Raw genomic sequence first — 22,565 nt, 5'->3', positions numbered from 1 at the left:
CCGTTTCCCCAGCAGGAGGTAAAGCTTTCCGGGCCGTCACCGGCCGCCGGTCGCCCCGCCGCCGGTCGCCCCGCCGCAGGCGTGGTCGAGCGCGTGGCCGATCGCGGTGGCGACGTCCTCGGCGACCAGGGTGGGCCGGTACGCGTCCTGCGCCCACGGGCGGCCGGCCGACACCCAGACGCTGCCCAGGCCGAGCGCGTGCGCGCCCGCGATGTCGGCGTGCGCCGAGTCGCCGACCATCCAGGCGCCGCTGAGCGGCTGCCCCACCGTCTCGGCCGCGGCCCGGAAGATCTCCGGAGCGGGCTTCTTGTGGCCGACGGCCTCGGAGACCACCCAGCCCTGGACGATCCGGTCGAGCCCGGTACGGCGGATCTTCGCCTCCTGCTGCCCGGTACGGCCGTTGGTGACGATGACGCACGCCCAGCCGTCGGCCCGGGCCCGGGCCAGTGCCCGGCGGGTGGGAGCGGCGAGCTCCACGAGGTCGGCTCCACCGTTGTCGAGCAGGGCGTCGACGGCGCGCGCCGGGACCGAACTCCCGTACCGGGCCGCCAGGGCGGCGGCCATCCGGTCCTCCGGGGTGTACCCGCTCGCGTCGAGCTCCGCGATCCAGCCGAGGTCGCTGCCGGGCAGGCCGTGCTCGGCCAGGAACGCCCGGGCGGAGGCCAGGAAGGCGGCATCACGGTCGATCAGGGTGTTGTCGAGGTCCAGCATCAGCAGCGGCATGACCGGCAGTAGACCACAGGCGTCGCCGGCGACTTCAGGGCCGGACGGGCAGCTCACCGCTGTGCAGGGCGGTCAGGAAGGAGCACCAGGCGTCGGCGGTGAAGGTGAGGGAGGGGCCGTACGGGTCCTTGCTGTCCCGCACCGGCACCGCACCGGGGGCACCGTCCGCGACCTCCACGCAGTTCCCGCCCTCGCTGCCGCTGAAGCTGCTCTTGCGCCACACCAGGTCAGTCGTCATTTCCGTACCCCTCCGCGACGAGATCGTGCATCCAGGACAGGGACTCCTCGGCGTTCATGGCGGTCGACGCGAGCTGGTCGAACACGAGCACATGACGCGCGATGTCCGACTCCTTCTCCAGGTAGAGGCTGCTCGTCAATGCCTCGACATAGACGATGTCGCCCGGTACGTCGGCGAAGGAGAGAATGTGGAAGGCCATGCTCATGGCGGGGTGCGTTCCGGTGCTGAAGGGAAGCACCTGGATCGTGACGCTGGGCTTGTGCGCCAACTCGGCGAGATGGCGCACCTGGGCGCGCATGACCTCTGCCCCGCCGACCGCGCGGCGCAGGGCGGACTCGTTGAGGACCGCCTGGACGACCGGCGGATCGGCGCGCTGGAAGACCTCCTGGCGCTGGATCCGGAGTCTGACCCGGCGTTCGATCTCCCCGTGCCCCTGCTCCGACGGCGAGATCCGGAACATGGCGCGGGCGTAGTCCGGCGTCTGCAGCAGCCCGGGGATCAACTCGGTCTCGTAGGCGCGTATGCGGGCGGCATCGGCCTCCAGCCCGACGTAGGTCTGGAACCAGTCGGGGAGGGCGTCCCCGTAGTCGTGCCACCAACCCCGCTGGGTGCTGCGGCGGGTCAGTGAGATGAACTGCCGCCGCTCGAAATCGTCCCGGACGCCGTACAGTTCGAGCAGTGCGCGGACGTCCGATTCCTTCAGGGTGGTCTGGCCCGATTCGATGCGCGAGACCTTTGCGGCGCTGAATCCCAGGGTGTCGGCGACGGTTTTCGCCTGCAGCCCGGTCTGCTCGCGCAGGCGGCGGAACTCGGATCCGAGCCTACGCCGGAGCACGGTCGGGCTGTCCACTCTGGCCGCTCCTTGTCAGTTGACGTCGAGTCACAGTCTGCCACCTCCTCTCGTGATCACAAGAGTCTTACCAGTGCGCGCAATTCCATGCGTGCGAATGTGCGGAAGGCGCGGGGTTCGGCGGAATTCCGGCGGGAGTGATGCCGGTGAATAGCCGGAATGCCGGGGCGGTGGTCGTGCCGGGAGCGGGAAGTCGGCCGGCCCGGATATTCACTCGCGCACGCGACCCGTCCGTGGCGGCCTGGCACGCGGGCGTCCGACCGTCTAGACAGGAGGGGTGAACAGAGAGACTCCCGGCCGTGTGGTGGCCGTCGGATCGGTGAACGCCGACCGGATCCTGCGCTGTCCCGTCCTGCCCGCGCCCGGTGAGACGGTGCTGGTGACCTCCGTCGACGAGGGCTTCGGGGGCAAGGGTGCCAACCAGGCGGTCGCCGCCGCCGCGCTGGGGGCGGCCACCCACCTGGTCGCGAGGGTCGGCGCGGACGACGCCGGCCGCCGGGCACTCGCCGAGCTGCGGCGCCGCGCGGTCGGCACCGGCACGGTGGGCACCGAGGGCGCGGCCGCGACGGGGCAGGCCCTGGTCATGGTGGATCCCGGCGGGGAGAACAGCATCCTGGTGCTGCCGGGCGCGAACGCGCTGCTCTCGGCCGGGCACGTCGCCGACGCCCTCGCCGCGCTGCGGCTGCGCGCCGGCGACGTGGTGCTGACCAGCGGCGAGGTCCCGCCGCCGTGCCTCGAAGCGGCGGCCGGGGCCGTCGCCGCGGTGCCGGGTGCGCGATGGGTGCACAACGCCGCGCCGGCCGGGACGCTCCCGGCCGGGGCGGCCGGACCGGGCACCCTGCTCGTCGCCAACGCGGTCGAGGCCCGGCAGCTCACCGGCGACGACGATCCGGCCGGGGCGGCCCGGGCGCTGGCGGCGCTCGGCGGGGCCGCGGTGGTCACCCTCGGCGGCGACGGCGCGCTGGTCGCCGAGGACGGCCGCGGCGAACGCGTGACGGCGCCGCCGGTCGCCGTCGTCGACAGCACCGGCGCCGGTGACGTCTTCTGCGGCGCGCTCGCCGCCGAACTCGCCCGCGGCCTCCCGCTCGCCCGGGCGGCGGCCACCGCGGCGGCCGCCGGAGCCTTCGCCGTCACCGCGCTCGGTGCCCGCGGCGCCGTGCCGGGCCGCGCCGACCTGGAGCGGTTGCTCGGAGGGTGAGGCCCGGGCCGTTCGCCGTCACGGCGCCCGGTGCGGCCGCCCTCGGCGTGCGTCGTGGGAGAGCGGTCAATCGTCGGTGCCCGGTTCGGGGCCGGTGGCCGGGTCGCGGGTGAGCAGGTAGCGCGCGCCCGGGCCGGCCGCGGCGGCGCGGTCGGCGGCGTTGTACAGGGCGCAGCGGGAGAGCGAGAGGCAGCCGCAGCCGATGCAGCCGGTGAGCTTGGCCCTGAGCCGCTCCAGCTCGGCGATCTGCTCGTCGATCCGGTTCTGCCAGGACCGGGCGACGCCGTCCCACTCGGTGCCGGTGGGGGCGCGGTGCTCGGGGAGCCGGTCCAGGGCGACCCTGGCCTCGTCGAGGGAGAGGCCGACGCGCTGGGCGGCGCGGACGAAGGCGATCCGGCGCAGCGTGCCGCGGGTGAAGCGGCGCTGGCCGCCGGTGGTGCGGGTGGCGTGGATCAGTTCGAGCTTCTCGTAGTAGCGCAGCGCGGAGGTGGCGAGGCCGCTGCGTTCGGAGAGCTGGCCGATGGTGAGCAGGTCGTGCCGGCTCGGTCCGGTGGAGGCTCCGGAGTTCTCGCCGCGGGCGGATGCGGGGGCGGTCATGCCGCTCACTGTAGCCGCTTGACTTCAAGCTGACTTCAAGTTGCAGGATCGTGGGCATGACGACGAACACCGCCACCGCGGCCGGCTTCGAGCAACTCCCGGACCTGATCGGCCGGATGACCGGCGCCGAGAAGCACGGCCCGGCCGCCACCTCCACCCTGGACGTGCTCTGGGTGCTGTACGACCGCGTCCTGCGGGTCACCCCGGGCACCGCGGAGGACCGGGAGCGGGACCGCTTCCTGCTCTCCAAGGGCCACGGCCCGATGGCGTACTACGCGGTGCTGGCGGCGAAGGGCTTCATCGACCCGGAGCTGCTCCCGAGCTTCGGCGCCTACGACTCGCCGCTCGGCCACCACCCGGACCGCCTGCTGATCCCCGGGGTGGAGATCAGTTCCGGCTCGCTCGGGCACGGTCTGCCGCTGGCGGTCGGGACCGCGCTCGGGCTGCGCGCCCAGGGGCTCGACGACCCGGCGGTCTGGGTCCTGCTCGGGGACGCGGAGTTCGACGAGGGCTCGAACCACGAGGCGCTGGCCTTCGCCGGCGCGTACGGGCTGGACCGGCTGCACGTCGTCGTCATCGACAACTCCTCGGCCACGCACGGGTGGCGGGGCGGCATCGCGGCGCGCTTCGCGGGCGAGGGCTGGTCGGCCGAGACCGTGGACGGGCGCGACCACGAGGCGCTGTACGCGGCGTTCACCGCCGAGCACCCGGGGCGCCCGCGCGTCGTGGTGGCCCGGGTGGAGCCGAAGAACCCCTGAGCGCCGCGTCCGTCCGCGGCCCCGACAAGACCTCTCACCAGTAAGGGACTTCACCTCCATGGACACCATGCGCGAGCGCTTCGTCGACGTGACCGCCCGGCTGCTCGACGACGACCCGCGGCTGGCCGTCGTGCTGGCCGACATCAGCGCCTCGGGCTTCGCCCCCGCCGCCGAGCGCCACCCCGACCGGGTGGTCAACGTGGGCATCCGCGAGCAGCTGCTGATCGGCGCGGCCGGCGGACTGGCGCTCACCGGGATGCGGCCGATCGCCCACACCTTCGCCAGCTTCCTGATCGAACGCCCCTTCGAGCAGGTCAAGTTGGACCTCGTCCACCAGGGCGTCGGCGCGGTGCTGGTGAGCGCCGTCGGCTCCTACGACTGGCCCGCCGGCGGCCGGACCCACATGTCGCCGGGCGACGTCGCGCTGCTGGACACCCTGCCGGACTGGACGGTCCACGTCCCGGGGCACCCCGACGAGGCGGAGCGGTTGCTGCGGCACGCGGTGGCCGACGGCGACCGCAATGTGTACGTGCGGCTGTCCGAGCACCGCAACGCCTCGGCGGTACCGGTCGAGGCGGGGCGGTTCACCGTCCTGCGCCGGGGCGCCAAGGGCGTGGTGCTCGCGGTCGGCCCGATGCTGGACGCCGTGCTGGCGGCCACCGAGGGGCTGGACGTCTCGGTGCTGTACGCGGCCACCGTGCGGCCGTTCGACGCGGCCGGGCTCCGGGCGGTGGTCCGCGGACGCGCGGACGTGGTGGTGGTCGAGCCCTACCTGGCCGGGACGTCCGCCGGGGAGGTGCACGCGGCGCTGGCGGACCGGGCGCACCGGGTGCTCGCCCTCGGGGTGCCGCGCGCGGAGCACCGGCACTACGGCTCGATGGCCGAGCACCTGGCCGCCTACGGCCTGGACGCGCCCGGGCTGCGGGAGCGGATCGGCACCTTCCTCTGGTGATCCGGCGGGCGAACCGAGGCGCGGGCCGGCCCCGGCCACGCCGCTCACAGCCGGACGACCGCGACGGAGTCCGGCCCCAGCCGCACCGCCGCCCCGTCGAGCGCGCACTCGCCGAAGGACGCCACCACCTCCCGCCCCGGCCCCCCGAGCGGCAGCGCGGCGGGGGCGCCGCCCAGGTTGACCGCCACCCGGTGGGCCCCCCGGTGCAGCACCAGCCACCGGGCCGCCTCGTCGTACTCGGTCCGGACGGCCGCGAGGTCCGGGTCGGAGAGCTCCGGCCGGGTGCGCCGCAGCCGGATCAGCGTCCGGTACCAGGTGAGCAGTTCGGCGTGCGGGGCGCGCCCCGGCTCGGTCCAGTCGAGGACGGAGCGCAGCACGGTGGCCGGCTCCTGCGGGTCCGGCACCGCGTCGGCCCGCCAGCCGTGCTCGGCGAACTCCCGCCGCCGGCCCTGGCGGACGGCCTCGGCCAGGTTCGGGTCGGTGTGGTCGGTGAAGTACTGCCACGGGGTGGCCGCGCCCCACTCCTCGCCCATGAACAGCATCGGGGTGAACGGCGAGGAGAGCACCAGGGCGGCCCCGCAGGCGAGCCGCCCCGGGGAGAGACCGGGGGAGAGCCGGTCGCCGAGGGCCCGGTTGCCGATCTGGTCGTGGGTCTGAAGGTAACCGAGCAGCCGGTGGCCGTGCGCGGGCGGGAAGGGCCGGCCATGGCTGCGCTCCCGGAACGAGGACCAGGTGCCGTCGTGGAAGAAGCCGCGGGTGAGCGTCCGGGCCACGGCGGCCAGCGGGGCGCGGGCGAAGTCCCCGTAGTAGCCCTGGGACTCGCCGGTGAGCGCGGTGTGCAGCGCGTGGTGGAAGTCGTCGCTCCACTGGGCGGTGAGGCCCTGGCCGCCGGCCTCGCGGGGGGTGGTGGTGCGGGGGGAGTTGAGGTCGGACTCGGCGACCAGGAACAGCGGCCGGTTGGTGGCGGTCGCCAACCGGTCCACCTCGCAGGAGAGTTCCTCCAGGAAGTGGACGGCGCGGTCGTCCGCGAGGGCGTGCACGGCGTCCAGCCGCAGGCCGTCGATCCGGTAGTCGCGCAGCCAGGCCAGCGCGCTGCCGATCAGGTACCGGCGCACCTCGTCCGAGCCGGGGGCGTCCAGGTTGACCGCCGAGCCCCACGGCGTGTGGTGCCGGTCGGTGAAGTACGGCCCGAAGGCGGGCAGGTGGTTGCCGGACGGGCCGAGGTGGTTGTGCACCACGTCCAGCACGACGCCGAGGCCCTTGCGGTGCGCGGCGTCCACGAAGCGCTTCAGCCCCTCCGGACCGCCGTAGGGCTCGTGCACGGCCCAGAGCGAGACCCCGTCGTAGCCCCAGCCGTGCCGGCCGGGGAACGGGCAGACCGGCAGCAGTTCGACGAAGTCGACACCCAGCTCGACGAGGTGGTCGAGGTGTTCGGCGGCGGCGTCGAAGGTACCGGCGGCCGTGAAGGTGCCGACGTGCAGTTCGTACAGCACGGCGCCGGGCAGCGGGCGGCCGCGCCAGCCGGTCTGCGACCAGCGGAACGCGGCGTGGTCGACGGACCGGCTGGGCCCGTCCGGTCCGTGCGGCTGCCGGGGCGAGCGAGGGTCGGGCAGCGGGCGGCCGCCGTCCAGCCGGAACGCGTAGTCCCCGGCCGGCGCCGGCCCGTGCCACCAGCCGGGCCGGCCGTCGTCCCGGGCCAGCGGGTGCCGCGCGCCGTCGACCTCCACCTCGACCCGTTCGGTGGCCGCCGGGGCCCACACCTCGTAGGTCCGGACCTCGTGCGTCGTCACGCCTCGCCCCTCCTGGTCAGCAGCGCCACGGGCTGCGCGGTCAGCAGCTCCGCCACCGGTACCGGGCCGGCCGGGTGGCGGCGTCCGGTCAGTTCGTCCGTCCACGCGCCGCCGGCCGGCAGGTCCAGCGCGGTGTCCTGCCAGCCGCCGGCCCGGGCGAGCCCGTACGGCAGCCGGGTGACCGCCGTGATCACGTCGTCGCCGCGGGCGAAGGCGAGCAGGTGGTCGGCGGCCGGGCCCCGGGCGGCCAGCGGCCGGTAGGCGCCCAGCGGCCGGCGGCGGCGCAGGTGCAGCGCCGTCGCGGTCAGGTGCAGCTTCTCCCGGGCGAGGTCGCCCGCCCGGGGGGTGGCCGAGTCGGTGAGGCGGACGGCGAGCGCGCCGAGGTCCACCACGCCCCGGTTGTCCGGGTCGACCAGGGTGTACAGCGGCTCCTCGCTGCCCTGATAGAGGTCCGGCACGCCGGGCACGGTCAGGTGCAGCAGGGCGGCGGAGAGGGTGTTGGCCCGGGCGTGGGGCGCGAGGGCCCGGACGAAGCCCTCGATCCGCGGGAGCAGCCCCGGGTTGGCGTAGGCGGCCCGGGCCCGGTCGGCCAGGGCCTGCTCGAAGCCGGCGTCGGGGGCCGTCCAGGAGGTCCGCAGCTTGGCCTCGCGGGCGGCCTTGAGCAGCGCGGGGACGAGCCGGTCCGGCGTGATCGGCCAGGCCGCGACCAGCGTCTGCCAGAGCAGCCAGTCGCTGTTCGGGTCGCCGCCCGGGCCGGCGGCGGTGGACCAGGCGGCGGCCTCGTCGGCCCAGGCCCGCGGCTGCTCGGCGAGCACGGCGAGGCGGGCGCGGGCGTCGGCGCTGCGCTTGGTGTCGTGGGTGGAGAGCACCGTCATGGTGGCCGGCCAGTGCTCCTCGACGTAGTGGCACCAGGCGTGGAACGCGGCGGGCGGGAGCCCGGGCCGGGCCGGCTCGCCGCCGACCTCGTTCAGCGCGAGCAGCGCGTTCCACCGGTAGAAGGCGGTGTCCTCGACGCCCTTGGCGGCGACGGCGGCGGCGGTCTGCGCGAAGCGGGCGCAGAACTCGTCCTTCTCGGGCCCGCTGCCGAGCCGCCCGAGGGCGAGGTCGGCGACCAGCCGCCCGGTGGCGTCCTCGGAGCCGTCGAGGGCCTCCCGCACCTGCTCCTCGGAGACCGCCGGGGCGGGCTCGCCGGGCCGGACGTACGGGCGGTACGCGGGGTAGCCGGTGAGCACCCGGCGCAGGGCGTCCCGCAGCTGCCAGGGCGCGTGGTCGGCGTGGGCGGGTTCGGCGGCGCCGATCCGCACGGCGAGCCGGACCAGCCGCTCGACCTCGGCGGCCAGCTCGCCGCGCGGGCCGGTCATGTCGGCCCGCCCGCGCCGGGCGGCGGCGACGGCCGGGTGCGGGTCCGCGCACGGCTCCCCGCCGGACCCGGCCCCGCTGACCGCGTGCTCGTAGGCGCCGGCCAGCTGGCAGGCGCCGGCGTGGTCGGTGAGCACGCCGTCGATGCGGCGCAGCGCGTCGTACCCGGTGGTGCCGGCGCACGGCCAGTCCCCGGGGAGGCGCTCCTCACCGGTGAGGATCTTCTCCACCACCGTGTAGGCGCCGCCGGTGGCCCCGGCGAGCCGGCGCAGGTAGCCGCGCGGGTCGGCCAGGCCGTCCGGGTGGTCGATCCGGAACCCGTCCAGGACGCCCTCGCGGTGCAGCCGCAGCAGCACGCCGTGGGTCGCCTCGAACACCTCGGGGACTTCGACCCGGACGGCGATCAGCTCGTTGACGGTGAAGAACCGCCGGTAGTTCAGCTCGGTGCGGGCCAGTCGCCACCAGGCGAGCCGGTACCACTGCCGGCTGAGCAGTTCGGGGAGCGGGAGGCCGGCGGTGCCGGGCCGCAGCGGGAGGGCGTGGTCGTGGTAGCGGAGCTCCTCGCCGTCGACCACGAGGTCGCCGAGGACGGCCCCGAGCCGGTCGCCCAGCAGCGGCAGCAGCACCCGGCCGCGGCCGGGGGAGTCCGGGGGGCCCGGCTGGGCGGTCCAGTCGATGTCGAACCAGGGTGCGTACGGCGAGTCGGGGCCGTCCCGCAGGACGTGCCAGAGCGGCCGGTTGAGCCGTTCGGGGACGGGGACGGCCATGTGGTTGGGCACCACGTCGGCGAGCAGCCGCAGGCCGTGCCGGTGGGCTTCGGCGGCCAGCGCGCGCAGCGCCGGTTCGCCGCCGAGCTGGGCGCTGATCCGGCCGTGGTCGACGGTGTCGTAGCCGTGGGTGGATCCGGGGGCGGCCTCCAGCAGCGGGGACAGGTGGAGGTGGGAGACGCCGAGGGCGGCGAGGTAGGGCACCGCGGCGGTGGCGTCGTGGAGGGTGAAGCCGGGCTGCAACTGGAGGCGGTAGGTGGCGGACGGTACTGCGGCCGGGCGGGGCTGGGCGGGCTCGGCGGCGTAGGTCATGTGTCCATGACTACCCGTGCGAGCCCGCGGCCAAGACCCGTTGCTGATCCGAACAGGTGAACGGTGACCGCGGCACGCCGTGGGGCCCGGCCGCGGACCCCGGGCGCCGCCCCGCGGCCGGGCGTCCGGCACCCGGCCTAGGCCGGCCGCTGGAGCACCATCAGCGAGCGGTCGACGAGCGAGAGCGCGTCCCCCGCCTTGACCCGGGCGCCGGCGCCGGGGGCGGGCAGCCGGGGCTGGGCGGTATCGACCACGACCTGCCACTCCTGGCCGTGGTCGGCCGGGACGGTGAACTCCAGCGGTTCGAAGTGGGCGTTGAACATCAGCAGGAAGGAGTCGTCGACGATCCGCCCGCCGCGCCGGTCCGGCTCCGAGATGGCGTAGCCGTTGAGGAAGACGGTGAGCGACTTGGCGTAGCTGGCGCCCCAGTTGCGCTTGGTCATCTCCTCCCCGCCGGGGGTGAACCAGGCGATGTCGGTGAGGTCCTCGTAGTGGCCGGCGGCCGGGCGGCCGGAGACCGGGCGGCCGTGGAAGAAGCGGCGCCGCCGGAAGACGGGGTGGTCGCGGCGGAGCCAGATCATGCCCTGGGTGAATTCGAGTAGCCGGGACTCGGGGCCGTCACCCTCGGGCCAGTGCACCCAGGCGAGTTCGTTGTCCTGGCAGTAGGCGTTGTTGTTGCCCTCCTGGGTGCGGCCGAGCTCGTCGCCGTGCGAGAGCATCGGCACGCCCTGGGAGAGCATCAGGGTGGCGATCAGGTTCCGCTGCTGGCGGGCGCGCAGTTCCTCGATGGCCGGGTCGGTGCTCGGGCCCTCGACGCCGCAGTTCCAGGAGCGGTTGAAGGATTCGCCGTCCCGGTTGTCCTCGCCGTTGGCCGCGTTGTGCTTGTCGTTGTAGGAGACCAGGTCGCGCAGGGTGAAGCCGTCGTGGCAGGTGACGAAGTTGATCGAGGCGATCGGGCGGCGGCCGTCGTCCTGGTAGAGGTCGGAGGAGCCGGTGAGCCGGGAGCCGAACTCGGCGAGCGTGGCGTTCTCGCCGCGCCACAGGTCGCGCACGGTGTCCCGGTACATGCCGTTCCACTCCGTCCACAGCGGAGGGAAGTTGCCCACCTGGTAGCCGCCCTCGCCGAGGTCCCACGGCTCGGCGATCAGCTTGGCCTGGGAGACCACCGGGTCCTGCTGGACGAGGTCGAAGAACGAGGAGAGCCGGTCCACTTCGTGGAACTGCCGGGCCAGCGTGGCGGCGAGGTCGAAGCGGAAGCCGTCGACGTGCATCTCGGTGACCCAGTAGCGCAGCGAGTCCATGATCAGCTGGAGGACGTGCGGGCTGCGCATCAGCAGGCTGTTGCCGGTGCCCGTGGTGTCCTCGTAGAACCGCTGGTCCTGGGCGAGCCGGTAGTAGGAGACGTTGTCCAGGCCGCGCAGCGAGAGGGTGGGCCCGAGGTGGTTGCCCTCGGCGGTGTGGTTGTAGACGACGTCCAGGATCACCTCGATGCCGGCCGCGTGCAGCGCCTTCACCATCGACTTGAACTCCTGCACCTGCTGGCCTCTGTCCCCGGTGGAGGAGTAGGAGGAGTGCGGGGCGAAGAAGCCGACCGTGTTGTAGCCCCAGTAGTTGGCCAGGCCGAGGTCGCGCAGCCGGTGGTCGCGGACGAACTGGTGCACCGGCATCAGCTCGATCGCGGTGACGCCGAGCTTGGCCAGGTGCTCGATCACCGCCGGGTGGGCCAGCCCCGCGTAGGTGCCGCGGATCTCCTCGGGGATGCCGGGGTGGAGCTTGGTGAGGCCCTTCACGTGGGCCTCGTAGACCACCGTGCGGTGGTAGTCCGTGCGCGGCGGCCGGTCGGTGCCCCAGTCGAAGTACGGATTGACGACCACCGAGTGCATGGTGTGCGGGGCGGAGTCGAGGTCGTTGCGGCGCTCGGGCGCGCCGAAGTGGTAGCCGTAGACCGACTCGTCCCAGTCGATGTTCCCGCTCATCGCCTTGGCGTACGGGTCCAGCAGCAGTTTGGCGCTGTTGTGCCGCTGGCCGAGGCCCGGGTTGTACGGTCCGTGGACGCGGAAGCCGTACCGTCGGCCGGGCTGGACCCCGGGGAGGTAGGCGTGCCGGACGAAGGCGTCCGTCTCGCGCAGCTCGACGGCCGTCTCCGACCCGTCCTCGTCGAGCAGGCAGAGCTCGATGCGGTCGGCGCTCTCGGAGAACACCGCGAAGTTGGTACCGGCCCCGTCGAAGGTGGCACCGAGGGGGTAGGGCTTCCCTGGCCAGACCTGCATGAGTCCTCAACTTCCTTGTGTCGGAGGGAAACTGACAGGTAGTCCGACTATCAGCCCGGACCCCGACGCTCTCTTCCCGGCTGGGCGGCCGGGCATGTGCGACGGTCGCGCGCCGTGACGCACGGCACAGTCCGCATACTCCCCGACGCCGCCCCCGAGGGCGGGGCCATTCGCCGCGTGTTCGCCCGAACGGGTGTCCGCCGGGTACCCCCGGGGCCGCCGGGACGCACGGGGCGGCCGGGGCGCACGCGCCCCCCTCGGCCAACCGGCTGCGGGCGCCTCGCGGCGGGCAGTACCCTTGATCGTCCGGCCGCTTCCCGCGCCGTGGCGATCCATCAGGGAGTGCGGCGCCGGCGGACGCGGCAGGACCGGCAGCACCCGACAGAAGACCCGACAGGCGATCCGGCAGACCACCGGCTCCGGCAGCAACCAGGTGAGGTGGCGCATGGTGTACCCCGCCGGCGGCCGTGGCGGTGGGCCCGGCGGCCCCGACCGGGGCGGCGCCCGCAGCGAGGCCCCGACGGTCGTCATGCGCCCCGCCATGACCGGCCGGGCCGTGGTGCCGGCCCAGGGCGGCCCGGTCGAGATACCGGCCCTCGCCTGGTCCGGCGCCGAGTGGGAGGACGCCTACCAGCGGGTCCGGCTGGCCGGGCGGGCGTACGTCTGGCTCAACCTGGTCGAGCAGCGGCTGCGCTCCCTCGTCGACGAGGTGCTCTACCCCATTTACGCGCCCGCCCACGGCGAGGACTGGGTGACGGCCGCGGCCGGCCCGGCCGGCGAGGAGTGGGCCCACCGGGCCGGCGCCGTCCGCGAGGTCAGCCGCCGCAAGGGCTACCTGCTCGACCCGGCCGACGACGACCCGCTGGTCTTCCTCACCCTGCCCCAGCTGCGCGAGCTGATGGTCCAGCACTGGCCCTGCTTCGACCCCTACCTGGCCGACCGCCGGGAGATCGAGCTGGCGCTGGACGAACTGGAGGTGGCCCGGCACGTCGTCTCCCGCAACCGCGTCCTCACCCCGACCGTGCTCGCCCAGACCGAACGCGCCGCCGCCCGGCTGCTCGCCGTGCTGGACGGCGGGACCGGCGGCGTCCCCGCCGACGTCGTCGAGTCCCTGGTGGCCGGCCGGTACGCGGACGTGGTCGCGGTGCACGCCGACCGGGTCCGGCTCCAGCGCGACCTGCCGGTGGAGGACCTGCTGGACGGCGCCCGGCGGCTGGACGCGCTCGGCATCGGCCTCGGCATGCTCTGCCAGAACTACACCGGCAAGCGCCTGGTCCGCCTCGCCACCGACGGCTGCCGGGTCCGGCTGCTCTTCCTCAACCCGGCGAGCAGCGCCGTCCGCCGCCGGGAACGCGAACTGGGCCTCGGCCGCGGCGAGCTGGCCCGTTCGATCGAGATGAACATCATGCACGTGCGCCGGGTCCGGGCCCGGCTGCGCGACCAGGGCGGCTTCGAGATCCGGGTCTTCGACGAGACCCCGCGCTTCACCGCCTACCTGGTCGAGGGCCCGCGCCCGTCCGGCCAGACCGGCGGCCCCCGCCGGCAGACCCGGGACCTCGGGGTGGTCCAGCCCTACCTGCGCCGGGCCCGCGGCATGGAGTCGCCCGCCCTGGTCCTGCGCGGCGGCGCCGGCCAGCAGCCGGGCGGCACCGACGCCGGGCTGCTGGAGGTCTACCGCGAGGAGTTCGAGGGCATCTGGGGGGACTCCCGGCCGGTCTCCTGAGCGGCCGGCGGGCCGGCTGGCGCGCAGGGGCCGGGGCCGCCGCGAAACCGGCTGGCCCGGCCGGCCGGGCCGCTGGAAGACTGCCCCGGTGACCACCACCCCCGCCTGGACGAAGCGCCCCGCCACGACCGCCGACCTCGAACCCCTGGTCGAGCTGCGCGCCGTGGTGCTGCGCCCCGACCTCGAACGGCTCGGCCGCTACGACGAGCACCGGGTCCGGCGGCGGCTGCGCGACTCCTTCTCCACCCGCTGGACGTCGGCCGTGCTGGTCGACGGCGCCCTCGCCGGCTGCGTCACCGTCCGCCCCGACGGGCGGGGCGGGCGGCTGCTGGAGCACTTCTACCTCGCCCCGGAGCTCCAGGGCCGGGGCGTCGGCTCCGGCGTCCTGCGGTCCGTCCTGGCCGAGGCCGACGCCGCCGGCGAGCCGGTGCGGCTCGACGTCCTCCGGGGCAGCCCCGCGCGCCGCCTCTACGAGCGGCACGGCTTCACCCTGGTCTCCGAGGACCCGGTGGACGTCCGGCTGCTCCGCCGGCCCGTCGGCTCGCCCGCCGCCGCCCGGCTGCGGGACCGGGCCCTGCTCTGGACCATCGGCGAGCTGCGGGCCCGCGAGGTGGTGGAGGCGGCCTGCGGGGCCCTGGCCGCCGGGCTCGACACCCCGGCCCTGCGGGCCCTCGCCGCCTGCACCTACGGGGAGGCGGACGCCTCGGTCGCCGAGCTGCTGGCGCCGGCGCTCGCGGAGCTCGGACTCGACCTCCCGCAGGTCGACAGCCGCTCCGCCGATCGGGCGGGGCTGGTGGCGCTGGCCGCCCGGCTGCTGACCGGCGAGCTGACGCCGAGGGAGCTGGCGCACGCGGCGCACCGGCGGTGGGGACACGAGGACGGGCCGGCCGAGGCGCTCGCCCTCCTCGACGACGACTACGACCTGCTCGGCCGCAGCACCCGGACGCGCGGCGAACTCGACGAGGAGGTGTGGGCCGAGGCCCGCCGGCTGACCGCGCACACGGGGGCCGGGGCCGGGGCGGCGGCCGGGGCGTCGGCCGCGGCGGCGAACTGATCCGCGGGCGCCGGGCGTCCGGCCACCACCGCCGAAGCGCCGCCGCCGCGTCGGTCGGAGACCGGCGGGCCCGGCCCGCTCGCGGCGGCCCCGGGTGGCCGCTCACCGACCCCGGGGGCTGTCGACCGGGCCTGGGCCAGTGGCGGAGCCGTCATGGCCGCGTCGGTCAGCGGCGGTCCGGACCGGCCGCCGGGCCACTCGCGGCGGGCCACCGCCGCTGGGCACTTCGCCGGTCTCCACCGGGCCCGGGACGGTGCCGGCGGGCCGGGCCGGAGCCTGCCCGGCGGGGCCCGGGGGCGGTGCCCGCCCGCCCCACCGGCGGCGTTGTCGGTGGCCCGGGCGATGATAGGGGCTGTTTTCGACCAGCAGGACGGAAGGACGCACCCCTATGAGCTGGTGGCAGCAGCCACTGGTCGGCTTCGACCTGGAGACCACGGGCACCGACCCGACCGTGGACCGCATCGTCACGGCCGCCCTCGTGGACACCGTCGGAGCCCGCCGGCTGAGCGCCACCGGCTGGCTGGTCGACCCGGGCGTCCCGATCCCCGCCGAGGCGGAGGCGATCCACGGCATCGGCGACGAGCTCGTCCGCAGCAAGGGCCGCCCGGCCAAGGCGGCGGTCGACGAGATAGCCACCGCCCTGTGCGAGCGGCTCGCCGCCGGTCACCCGGTGGTCGCCTTCAACGCCCCCTTCGACCTCTCGATGCTCGACGCCGAGCTGCGCCGCCACGGCCTGGCCCCCTTGGCCGAGCGCCTCGGCGGTCCGGTCGCGCCGGTCCTCGACGCCCTGGTCATCGACCGGGCCGTCGACAAGTACCGCAAGGGCTCGCGCACCCTCCAGCGGGTCTGCGAGGTGTACGGGGTCGAGCTGACCGACGCCCACGAGGCCGGCAGCGACGCCCTCGCCGCCGTCCGGGTCGCCGTCGCCCTCGCGGAGCGGTACCCGGCCGAGGTCGGCGAGGTGCCGCTCGCCGTCCTGCACACCCGCCAGATCGACTGGTACCGGAGCTGGGCGGAGGGCCTGGAGGCCTGGCTCCGCCGCGGCAAGGACCCGCAGGCCGTCATCGACCCGCGCTGGCCCCTGCGCTGAGGGCCTGACCGCCGGAGCACCCGGCCGGGCCGACCGGGCCTCGCGCCGCGTCGGGCACCGGCCCGGTCGTGCGGGACGGTGATCAGGTCCGCCGGCCGGGTGGCCGGCGGTGGGGAGGCGTCGCACCCCGTACCCGGTGTTCAACCGCTGTGCGGGCGCGTCGGGTTGATCGGTCGCCCGGTGCGGAGCGGTGATCACCGGGCCGGGCTGTCGCGAGGTGTTCGGCCGGTCGGCCGGGTCAGCGCGCGGGGAGGTCGAAGCGGTAGCCCTGGGCGATCAGCCAGGGGAGCAGCTGCTTCAGCGCGGCGACGGTCTGGCTCCGGTCGCCGCCGCCGTCGTGCATCAGGATCACGCCGCCGGGCCGGAGTTGGCTCTGCACGGTGGAGACGATCGAGGCGACGCCCGGGCGGGACCAGTCGCGCGGGTCGACCGACCAGCCGAGCGGGCGCAGGCCCTCGGCCGCGGCGATGTGCTGGTTGTCGGCGGTGAACCCGCCGCCGGGGGCCCGGAACCAGGCGACCTCGGTGCCCGGCCCGCCGGCCCGCACGATCATGTCCCGGCCGCCGGAGATCTGGGACGCGGCCTTGTCGTGCGAGAGCGGGGCGAACGGCAGCGGGTGGCTCACGGTGTGGTCGCAGAGCCGGTGGCCGGCCGCCCGGATCCGCTTGACCATGGCGGGTTGGGCGGCGGCCTGCTGGCCGATCTGGCAGAACGTCGCCTTGACGCCGTACCGGGCGAGCACGTCCAGGACCTCGCCGGTGGCGGGGCCCGGCCCGTCGTCGAAGGTGAGCGCCACCGTCCGCCCGCCGGAGGCGGTGGAGCGGACGACCGAGGTGGACACCCCGGTCGCGGGCGGGGCGGGCGGGGCCGGTGCCGTCGTGGGCGGCCGGGTGGCCGGTGCGGTGGACGGGGTCTTGGCGGGCACCGGGGTCTTCGAGGGCGCCGGGGTCCGGGGAGGAGCCGGTGGCTTGGGCGTGGCCGGTCCGCCGGTCGCGGGCTTCGAAGCCGGGACGGCGTCGCCCGGCGGGGCGGCGGCGGGGGCGCTGCCCGACGGCGGGGACGAGGACGGGGACGAGGACGCCGAGGAGGAGCCGGAGGGGGACCCGGCGGGCGAGGCGGACGGAGCCGGGGCGCCGGTGCCCGACGCGGTGGTGCCCGAGGCGTTCCCCGACGCGGTGGTGCCCGGCTGCGGCTGCAGCGCCCCGTTGGCGGTGCCGCAGGCGGCCAGGGCGAGTGAGGCGACCACCGCCACGCAGCCCGCGAGCAGCCGGCGGCGGCGTCGGACGGAGGGGGAGGGACGCTGCGAGGTGGTGTGCTCCGGCATGGCTGCGGCTCCTGAGGCACTGGGCGGCTACCGGTCCCCGGTCAGGGAGACTGTCCGACAAGACGCCCATCGGACCGCCCCGGTTGCACGCCGCAGCCGCCGATCCCAGGCGGGAGACGGCAGGCTCAGAACGGGTACCAGCGCACCCCGGTGGCGCCCTCGCGCAGCGAATCGACCCGCCGGCGGAACTCCGCCAGCGCGGCCGGGTTGCCCGGCGCCTGCTGGGCCACCCAGGAGGCGCTCGCCGTCTCGCGGGCGCCGCGCAGCACCGCGAAGCCCGCCCACTCCCGGACGTCCCAGCCGTAGGCCTCGGTGAACGCCCGGTACTCCTCGGCCGGGACGCCGTACCGGTCGTGGCTGAGTGCGAGCACCACCAGGTCGTGCTCGCGCAGGTCGTGCGAGGCGTACTCCAGGTCGAGCAGGACGGGTCCGTCCGCCCCGATGTGGACGTTGCGCGGCAGCGCGTCGCCGTGGATCACGCCGGTCGGCAGCTGCGCGGGCAGGCCGGGCAGCGCGGCGGCGAAGTCGTCGCGGCGGTCCCGGAGGAAGGCGACGTCGGCGGGGTCGACGTGCCCCTCGGCGGAGGCCAGCCAGCGCTCGACGGGGGCGAGGAGGTCCCGCCGGGCGAGCGGGAAGGGCGGCAGCGGCAGCCGGTGGAGGGCGAGCAGCAGCGGCGCGAGGTCCACCGGCCGGGCGGGCCGTTCGGCGGGGGCCAGCCGCTCCCAGAAGGTCACGGGGTGGCCGTCGACGACGTTCGGCTCGGGCGGGACGGCGTCGTACGGGCGGACCACCGGGATGCCCCGGTCGGCGAGCCAGCGGGCGAAGCCGAGCTCCCGCCCGGCCCGGTCGGACAGCTCGGGGCCGCGGCCGACCTTGGCCACCACGGCCGGGTCGCCGAGGTCGAAGACGGCGTTCTCGCCCAGGGCGAGCAGCCGGGCGCCGCCGGACTCGGGCAGGCCGGCGGACGCGCAGGCCCGGGCGAGCAGGAGCCGGGCGCGGCCCTCGTCGAAGGGGATCATGGGGCTGCTCCGTTCCGCGGGACGCCTGGACGGTGATCATCATGACGCACGCGGACCGGGCCCCGCGCGACGCGGGGCCCGGTCACGGCCGGCGGCCGGCGGCCGGCGGGCGGGTGGCGGCCGGTGGACGGCGGGGTGCCGGCGGTGGTGTCGGACCCCGACCCGGCGGTGCCGGGCCCGCTCGGGTTCGGCCGGCCCGGTGGTGGTTCCGGGGCCGTGGACCGCTGCGCCGACCGGCGGGAGGCTCCCGCCGTGCGAGAGCCCGGGCAGCCACCGCAGCCAGGTCGGCAGGTACCACTTGCGCTCGCCGAGCAGGGTCATCACCGCGGGCAGCAGCACCGCGCGGATCACCGTCGCGTCGATCAGTACCGCGACGGCGAGGCCGACGCCCATCTGCTTCATCGCCTGCATGGAGAGGGTGCCGAGGACCGCGAACACCGCGACCATGATCACTGCCGCGCTGGTGACCACCCCGGCGGTGAGAACCGGCCGCCGGTGCCGGCGGTGCCGGGGCGGCGCAGCCGGCCGAGCAGCGGGACGCGGCCCTTCTCGACCCGGTCGCCCAGCATGGCCAGCAGGGCGGGCAGCACGGTGAGCGAGCCGAGCACGGCGGTGACCACGACCACGATGGTGGCGTAGGCCATCGCCTGGAACTCGGCTATGCCGGTGAGGAACATGCCGGCCATCGCGACCACCACGGTGACCCCGGAGACCAGCACGGCCCGGCCGCTGGTGGCGGCGGCGACCGCCTGCGCGGTCTCCAGGTCCCGCCCGGCGGCCCGCTCCTCGCGTTCGCGGCGCAGGTAGAAGAGGCAGTGGTCGACGCCGACGGCCAGGCCGACCAGCAGCATCACCGAGCCGGCGCTGTCGGTGGTGTGCAGGACGCCGCTGCCGAGCGCGACCAGTCCGCCGGCCGCGACGAAGGCGGTGACCGCGAGCACGACCGGCAGGACGGCGGCGACCAGCGCGCCGAAGGCGATCAGCAGGATGCCCAGCGCGAGCGGGACGGCGGTCCACTCGGCGCGGGTGAAGCCGCCGGAGAACTGCTCGTCGATCCACTTGCCGGAGCTGGCGTCGCCGAGTTCGGCCACGGTGAGGTCCGGGTGCTGCCGCCGGACGGCGGCGACGGCGTCCCGCACGGCCGTGACGTTCTTCACAGCCACCTCGTCCCCGCCGGCGACGTTGAACCGGACGAGGACGGAGCGGCCGTCCGCCGAGACCGCCCCGGTGTCGTACGGGGAGCGGACGTCGGTGGCCCGGCCGGTGCCGGTCACCCCGGCGAGCACCTGGTCGAGGCGGCACGGAAGGCCGGTGCGTCGGCGGTCGTGGTGGCACTCTGGACCAGCACGGTCTCGCTCGCCGGGGCGGTCAGCCCGGCGTCGTCGAGGATCCGCGCGGCTCGGGAGACCTGGCCCGGCATCGCCTCGGAGTCGGCGACCTCGGTGCTGCCGTGCAGTCCGCCGAGGTAGCCGGAGAGGACGACGAAGAGCAGCCAGCCGAAGACGGCTGCCTTTCTGTGCCGGGCGCTCCAGGCGCCCATCGCGGCGGCGAGGCCGAGCTTGGTCTTCACGGAGTCGTTCCCCCTGGGAGAGCGGCGGTCGTCGCGGGGCGAGAGTGCCGTCGGAGAGCCGGCCGCCGGAATCGGGCGCCGGTGTGCGTTCGGCGTCACAACCGACAGTAGGGAAGGGGCCGTTGAGCAGGCATCCGGCTGGCGGGGGAGTCGTCCCGGGGGTCTGCCACGGGGGCGGGGTGGGGTTATCCCTACCGGGGAACCCTGACTTCTCCTCCCTCAGAGTGGGTGCGAACTCCACCCTGAGGGGGAGTGGTCTCCACCCCGAGCACGAGGTGAGAGGGCCGGTCGGCGGGTGAAGATGGTGCGGGGCGGCTGGACGGCGTCCCTGAGGGGGTTGGTCTACGGGGGATATTTGCTTGCCGGTCGGCAAGCAAGTTCTCGTATGATGATGTCCTCATCTCACTTACCTGCCGACCGGCTAGGGGCGGGCCTCGTCGCCATGCCCTGCCGGTCCTCCGTCGCCCGGAGTCCCGTCCCCCAAGGGCTGGCGGTGAACCATGCCCAGGAGGCATCACGAGCATGTTCCACCGACTCGGACATTTCGTCGTCCGTCGCGCCTGGTGGGTGATCGCGGCATGGGTTGTCGCGATGATCGCGATCGTGGCCGGCGCGCCGACGATCACCGCCCAGACCGACGAGGCTTCCTTCCTTCCCAAGCACTACGAGTCCATCCAGGCCTCGGCGCTCCAGGAGAAGGCGTTCCCGGCCAACTTCACGCCCTCCGCGATGGTGCTCTTCGAGCGCAACGACGGCGCCGCGATGAACGACGCCGACAAGGCCGCCATGGCCAAGATCGTCCAGGGTCTCTCGGACAAGAAGATCGCGGACGTCGAGAAGGTCATCCCGGTCAGCGAGCAGACGACGTCCAAGGACGGCAAGTACGCGCTCGCGCCGATAGCCATCGACAAGGCCAAGCAGCAGTCCGAGGACTTCGGCGAGGCCGCCAAGCACCTCCGCGAGGAGGGCAAGTCGCTCACCTCGGGGACCGACCTGAAGTTCCAGCTCGGTGGCGCCGCCGCCCAGGCGCTGGACCAGAAGGAGTCCTCCGGCTCGGCCGACGCGCTCATCGCGATGTCCACGGTCGTCCTGGTCGCGCTCATCGTCGGAATCATCTTCCGCAGCGTCCTGGCCGGACTCCTGCCGATCCTGATCTCGCTGGTGGTCGCCATGCCGACCGCCAACGGCGTGATCGCCTACGCCACCAAGGCGTTCGGCCTGGAGAGCACCCCGGTGCTGTCGGCGATCCTGATCGTCGTCGTGCTCGGTGTCGGCACCGACTACTTCCTCTTCCTGGCGTTCCGCTACCGCGAGCGGCTGCGGGCCGGGGACGACCGCAAGGAGGCCGTGGCCAACGCCGTCGGCCGGGTCGGTGAGGCGATCGCCTCGGCGGCCGGCGCCGTCACCGTCGCCTTCGCGGTGCTGATCCTCTCCAGCCTCGGCATGTTCAAGGCCCTCGGCCCGGCCCTGGCCATCGCGGTGATCGTCACCGCGCTCGCCTCGCTCACCCTGGCCCCCGCCGTGCTCGCGGTCATCCCGGCGCGCGGTGTGTTCTGGCCGGGCAAGAAGTGGATGAACGAGCCGGGCAACGCCCGCTTCACCGCGCTCGGCCGCATGGTCGAGAAGCGCCCCGCCCTGGTCGCCCTGGCCTCCGGCGGCGTGCTGGTGGCGCTGTCGGCCGGCGCCCTGGGCTACAACGGCACCTTCGACCTCGCGGGCAGCTCCATGCCCAAGGACAAGGAGTCGATGGTCGTCCAGGACAAGCTGATGAACGGCTTCTCGGCCGGCGCGGCCGACCCGAGCCACGTCTACCTGACCAGCACCGCGGGCACCAAGCTCGACCCGGCCGCGTTCGAGGGCTTCGCGGCCAAGCTCGGCGGCGTCCACGGGGTGTCCCCGGTCGCGGCGAAGCCCCAGCTCAGCGAGGACGGCACGACGGCCGACTTCACCGTGCTGCTCAACAACGAGCCGTCCAGCAACGCGGCGATCGACTCGGTCACCGAGCTGCGGGAGGTCGCGCACAGCCAGGCGCCGACCGGCACGGAGGCGAAGGTCGGCGGTCTGACCGCCGTCTACAAGGACATCAACCTCGCGATGAACCACGACTACAAGCTGGTGTTCCCGGTCGCGGGTCTGCTGATCCTGCTGATCCTGGGCCTGCAGCTGCGCAGCGTGGTCGCCCCGTGGTACCTGATGGTCTCGGTCGGGCTCGGCTTCACGGCCACCCTCGGCTCCGCCACGCTGCTCTTCCAGAAGCTGGGCAGCGAGAGCGGTCTGATGTTCATGCTGCCGATCCTGATCTACCTCTTCGTGGTGGCGATCGGGACGGACTACAACATCCTGATCATCGCCCGTCTGCGGGAGGAGGCCCGCGCGGGCCGCAACCCGCGTGAGGCGGCCCGTGAGGCGCTGCGCCACGGCGGCCCGACCGTCGCGGCGGCCGGGTTCATCCTGGCGGCGTCGTTCGCGACCTTCATGCTCGCGGGCAACGTGTTCATGCTGGAGTTCGGCTTCGCGATGGCCTTCGGCATCGCCCTGGCGGCCTTCGTGATGGCGCTCTTCTTCACCCCGGCGCTCACCGCGCTGATCGGCCGCGCCGCCTGGTGGCCCGGCCACGGCGCCGACGACCAGCACCAGTCCGGCCCGGCCCCGGTGGCCGGTTCGCACGGTGTGCCGGAGCCGGCCGGACGGCACTGACCGCCCCGTCGCACCGCACGGCACGCGGCGTCCGCTTCGGCGGGCGCCGCGTGCCCCCTTTGCGGCGCGGGCAAACGTGACGTGCCAGGCAATAAGTCCCCGGTCAATCGGGGTGGCGCCGTGCTACAGTCGACTCAGTTGCAGTTTTGGTTCCCATGAACGTTTGTGTGCGCCTGCTGGTTCAACCCAACAGGCGCATTTGTTTTGTCCGGTGTTTCAGTCTCCGGATGGGGATCGCGGCTACTTGGGGTCCACGAAGTGTGGGCTCTGATGC

Annotated in this window: 15 protein-coding genes and 2 pseudogenes; 7 read left to right on the top strand and 10 right to left on the bottom strand. The window is 74.8% G+C overall.

The features are described from left to right. Positions 1-36: 36 nt before the first annotated feature. The 3 genes from OG618_RS11045 to OG618_RS11035 are packed head-to-tail and all read right to left on the bottom strand — an operon-like array spanning position 37 to position 1,811. Entirely contained in the window at positions 37-723 is a 687-nt protein-coding gene (locus OG618_RS11045; RefSeq protein ID WP_329487169.1) for an HAD family hydrolase, read from the bottom strand. A 34-nt stretch (positions 724-757) separates the two neighbouring features. After that, complete coding sequence (locus tag OG618_RS11040; protein ID WP_329487168.1) at positions 758-961, bottom strand: DUF397 domain-containing protein; 204 nt, start codon at positions 959-961, stop codon at positions 758-760. After that, a complete protein-coding gene (locus OG618_RS11035; protein ID WP_329487167.1) occupies positions 951-1,811 on the bottom strand; it encodes a helix-turn-helix domain-containing protein in 861 nt (286 codons plus the stop codon). The genes OG618_RS11040 and OG618_RS11035 overlap by 11 nt, the downstream gene beginning before the upstream one ends. 277 nt (positions 1,812-2,088) lie before the next feature. Here OG618_RS11035 and OG618_RS11030 point away from each other — a divergent pair, with 277 nt between their 5' ends. Further along, entirely contained in the window at positions 2,089-3,009 is a 921-nt protein-coding gene (locus tag OG618_RS11030) for a PfkB family carbohydrate kinase (protein ID WP_329487166.1), read from the top strand. A 66-nt stretch (positions 3,010-3,075) separates the two neighbouring features. On the opposite strand, the gene soxR is transcribed toward OG618_RS11030, so the two are convergent. After that, positions 3,076-3,606 (bottom strand): redox-sensitive transcriptional activator SoxR, encoded by a 531-nt coding sequence (gene soxR, locus OG618_RS11025; RefSeq protein ID WP_329487165.1) that lies wholly within the window; start codon positions 3,604-3,606, stop codon positions 3,076-3,078. Between the two features lie 56 nt (positions 3,607-3,662). Here soxR and OG618_RS11020 point away from each other — a divergent pair, with 56 nt between their 5' ends. Beyond that, on the top strand, positions 3,663-4,364 hold the full coding sequence (locus OG618_RS11020; RefSeq protein WP_329487164.1) for a thiamine pyrophosphate-dependent enzyme: 702 nt from the start codon (positions 3,663-3,665) through the stop codon (positions 4,362-4,364). Positions 4,365-4,422: 58 nt separating this feature from the next. Further along, on the top strand, positions 4,423-5,316 hold the full coding sequence (locus OG618_RS11015) for a transketolase family protein (protein WP_329487163.1): 894 nt from the start codon (positions 4,423-4,425) through the stop codon (positions 5,314-5,316). 44 nt (positions 5,317-5,360) lie between these two features. Here OG618_RS11015 and treZ read toward each other — a convergent pair whose 3' ends face one another. From treZ to glgX, 3 genes are all read right to left on the bottom strand, one after another. Then, positions 5,361-7,106 carry a malto-oligosyltrehalose trehalohydrolase gene (gene treZ / locus OG618_RS11010; protein ID WP_329487162.1) on the bottom strand — a complete coding sequence of 582 codons (1,746 nt, stop codon included), beginning with the start codon at positions 7,104-7,106 and terminating at the stop codon, positions 5,361-5,363. After that, complete coding sequence (gene treY, locus OG618_RS11005; protein WP_329487161.1) at positions 7,103-9,544, bottom strand: malto-oligosyltrehalose synthase; 2,442 nt, start codon at positions 9,542-9,544, stop codon at positions 7,103-7,105. Before treY ends, treZ begins: the two co-directional genes overlap by 4 nt. A gap of 137 nt (positions 9,545-9,681) precedes the next feature. Further along, the gene (gene glgX, locus OG618_RS11000; protein ID WP_329487160.1) at positions 9,682-11,814 is read right to left on the bottom strand and encodes a glycogen debranching protein GlgX; all 2,133 of its coding nucleotides are present in this window, start codon (positions 11,812-11,814) and stop codon (positions 9,682-9,684) included. A 445-nt stretch (positions 11,815-12,259) separates the two neighbouring features. On the opposite strand from glgX, the gene OG618_RS10995 reads away from it, so the two are divergent. From OG618_RS10995 to OG618_RS10985, 3 genes and pseudogenes are all read left to right on the top strand, one after another. Beyond that, positions 12,260-13,537 (top strand): SAV2148 family HEPN domain-containing protein, encoded by a 1,278-nt coding sequence (locus tag OG618_RS10995; RefSeq protein WP_329487159.1) that lies wholly within the window; start codon positions 12,260-12,262, stop codon positions 13,535-13,537. An 88-nt stretch (positions 13,538-13,625) separates the two neighbouring features. Beyond that, positions 13,626-14,075 (top strand): annotated as a pseudogene (locus OG618_RS10990) (GNAT family N-acetyltransferase); the annotation flags it as partial. 904 nt (positions 14,076-14,979) lie between these two features. After that, positions 14,980-15,681 (top strand): exonuclease domain-containing protein, encoded by a 702-nt coding sequence (locus OG618_RS10985; protein ID WP_329487158.1) that lies wholly within the window; start codon positions 14,980-14,982, stop codon positions 15,679-15,681. Positions 15,682-15,919: 238 nt separating this feature from the next. On the opposite strand, the gene OG618_RS10980 is transcribed toward OG618_RS10985, so the two are convergent. The 3 genes and pseudogenes from OG618_RS10980 to OG618_RS10970 all read right to left on the bottom strand — a co-directional run. Continuing rightward, the gene (locus OG618_RS10980) at positions 15,920-17,005 is read right to left on the bottom strand and encodes a polysaccharide deacetylase family protein (RefSeq protein WP_329487157.1); all 1,086 of its coding nucleotides are present in this window, start codon (positions 17,003-17,005) and stop codon (positions 15,920-15,922) included. 125 nt (positions 17,006-17,130) lie between these two features. Next, on the bottom strand, positions 17,131-18,024 hold the full coding sequence (locus OG618_RS10975; RefSeq protein WP_329487156.1) for a phosphotransferase enzyme family protein: 894 nt from the start codon (positions 18,022-18,024) through the stop codon (positions 17,131-17,133). Between the two features lie 153 nt (positions 18,025-18,177). After that, positions 18,178-19,564 (bottom strand): annotated as a pseudogene (locus tag OG618_RS10970) (MMPL family transporter); the annotation flags it as partial. Positions 19,565-20,116: 552 nt separating this feature from the next. Between OG618_RS10970 and OG618_RS10965 the strand changes: the two are divergent. Then, on the top strand, positions 20,117-22,291 hold the full coding sequence (locus OG618_RS10965; protein ID WP_329487155.1) for an MMPL family transporter: 2,175 nt from the start codon (positions 20,117-20,119) through the stop codon (positions 22,289-22,291). Positions 22,292-22,565: the final 274 nt, after the last annotated feature.

This window comes from Kitasatospora sp. NBC_01246 (assembly GCF_036226505.1).
In the GTDB taxonomy this organism is placed as follows: domain Bacteria; phylum Actinomycetota; class Actinomycetes; order Streptomycetales; family Streptomycetaceae; genus Kitasatospora.
The sequence above is the reverse complement of the archived record's forward strand: the minus strand, read 5'-3'. Positions and strand labels throughout refer to the sequence as shown.

Coding starts and splice junctions, on each gene's coding strand:
- OG618_RS11045 (WP_329487169.1), bottom strand. CDS start 723: ATGCCGCTGCTGATGCTGGACCTCGACAACACCCTGATCGACCGTGAT.
- OG618_RS11040 (WP_329487168.1), bottom strand. CDS start 961: ATGACGACTGACCTGGTGTGGCGCAAGAGCAGCTTCAGCGGCAGCGAG.
- soxR (WP_329487165.1), bottom strand. CDS start 3,606: ATGACCGCCCCCGCATCCGCCCGCGGCGAGAACTCCGGAGCCTCCACC.
- OG618_RS11020 (WP_329487164.1), top strand. CDS start 3,663: ATGACGACGAACACCGCCACCGCGGCCGGCTTCGAGCAACTCCCGGAC.
- OG618_RS11015 (WP_329487163.1), top strand. CDS start 4,423: ATGGACACCATGCGCGAGCGCTTCGTCGACGTGACCGCCCGGCTGCTC.
- treY (WP_329487161.1), bottom strand. CDS start 9,544: ATGACCTACGCCGCCGAGCCCGCCCAGCCCCGCCCGGCCGCAGTACCG.
- glgX (WP_329487160.1), bottom strand. CDS start 11,814: ATGCAGGTCTGGCCAGGGAAGCCCTACCCCCTCGGTGCCACCTTCGAC.
- OG618_RS10995 (WP_329487159.1), top strand. CDS start 12,260: ATGGTGTACCCCGCCGGCGGCCGTGGCGGTGGGCCCGGCGGCCCCGAC.
- OG618_RS10985 (WP_329487158.1), top strand. CDS start 14,980: ATGAGCTGGTGGCAGCAGCCACTGGTCGGCTTCGACCTGGAGACCACG.
- OG618_RS10980 (WP_329487157.1), bottom strand. CDS start 17,005: ATGCCGGAGCACACCACCTCGCAGCGTCCCTCCCCCTCCGTCCGACGC.
- OG618_RS10975 (WP_329487156.1), bottom strand. CDS start 18,024: ATGATCCCCTTCGACGAGGGCCGCGCCCGGCTCCTGCTCGCCCGGGCC.
- OG618_RS10965 (WP_329487155.1), top strand. CDS start 20,117: ATGTTCCACCGACTCGGACATTTCGTCGTCCGTCGCGCCTGGTGGGTG.